This window comes from Halomonas sp. 3F2F (assembly GCF_014897805.1).
In the GTDB taxonomy this organism is placed as follows: domain Bacteria; phylum Pseudomonadota; class Gammaproteobacteria; order Pseudomonadales; family Halomonadaceae; genus Vreelandella.
In genome coordinates this window covers 1-1,379 of record NZ_JABUZE010000108.1, presented here as the reverse complement: position 1 = coordinate 1,379, position 1,379 = coordinate 1, and the positions used below count along the sequence as shown (strand labels likewise).

Below are 1,379 nucleotides of genomic sequence, written 5' to 3'. Positions count from 1 at the left end.
GCAACGTGAAGTAAGTCAACTACGTCCTGGAATGAACGCTTACTGCCCAGCGTGGTGGGGAAGCGCCCGTCGATGCTATCGACGCCAGCGATCTCGAAGCACTGCCCGATGATGGACAGCCCGGCGTGGCTGGTGAGGGTGCGACGACTGGCACGGAACTTGACGTTGGGTATGGCACTATCTGGGTGAATGGCGATATTCGCTATATTGCCATGCAGTTCAGTAGGTTAGAAGCATTTCTGGGGGCTGGTCTCACGGATTCAGGTATATGTCTTAACGGGGTGCCCACTGTTTCGGTGGGCAAAACCATCCACCCTCCCATGGACGGACCCAAGCGTCCATCGCCACTACACAGCGCCGAAACCCAGGCACTGACAGATGCATAAAAAATAAAAACATTTAAAAACAACAAGTTAAAATCATTCGAATAGTTCACGAAAAACCAAAAGCAGTAGATACAGAGTGAATAAATCGCTACACTAAAAACCGCAGCCTTGTCACATGCACACCACGCTGCTTGGGATCCATTTTATATTTTCAATAAATAATGAGACCTAATAATGTCTATTTTTACCTCATCTACTGATATTCAGCTGCTTTACCTCGCCGTCAACGATCGGCCCGCGGACTGGAGAGGCTTTCTTCACTGGGCAAACCAGGAAGATGAAGACAGCTCCGACGCACTAGGTGCTTCACTGACGCAATCCAAAATATTTTCTGACTTGTTTGATGACCTATCGTCCAGCGAAAAAATTGCGACAGTCTACCAGCATCTTTTCAATAGAGAACCGGAAAAATCTGGCCTGGACTATTGGACAGCACAGCTTGAAGCTGGTAGTTCGCTAACCACCGTTGCACGCCACATTGGTAATGCTGCTCAAGGTGATGACCTTGATACCCTTTCACAGCATATCGAAGACGCTCTCGATGCTACCTATGGTGAACTCATCGATGTGCTGTATGCAGGCTATTACGGTCGCGCCTCGGATGAAGAAGGCCGGACATTCTGGATTCAAGAGCTTAAAGCTTCGGATGGCAGTCTCTCCAATGTCATCCAGGCATTTGGAAACTCTTCAGAAAGCACGGAGATGTATGGAGATCTCACCAACTCCGCTCGAGTGGAGATGATTTACCATACATTATTTGACCGAGAGCCTGATCAGAATGGCCACGATTACTGGGTAGGTAAGATTGACAGCGGTGCCCTGACGCTATCGCAAGTCGTGTTCGCCATCGCAGAGGGTGCACAAGAAGCAGATCAACAAGCACTGGCCACTACTGTTACCACGCTTAACGCTAAAGAGCCGGAGCCCGAACCTGAGCCCGAGCCGGAGCCCGAACCCGAACCCGAACCGGAGCCCGAACCCGAACCCGAACCG

Annotated in this window: 2 protein-coding genes; both read left to right on the top strand. The window is 50.3% G+C overall.

Annotated elements, in window-relative coordinates; translation table 11 throughout:
• Nucleotides 1–125: 125 nt before the first annotated feature.
• Nucleotides 126–386 (top strand): hypothetical protein, encoded by a 261-nt coding sequence (locus tag INT21_RS12010; RefSeq protein ID WP_193059770.1) that lies wholly within the window; start codon nucleotides 126–128, stop codon nucleotides 384–386.
• Nucleotides 387–560: 174 nt separating this feature from the next.
• A partial coding sequence (locus INT21_RS12005; protein WP_193085245.1) for a DUF4214 domain-containing protein occupies nucleotides 561–1,379 on the top strand: 819 nt, incomplete at its 3' end.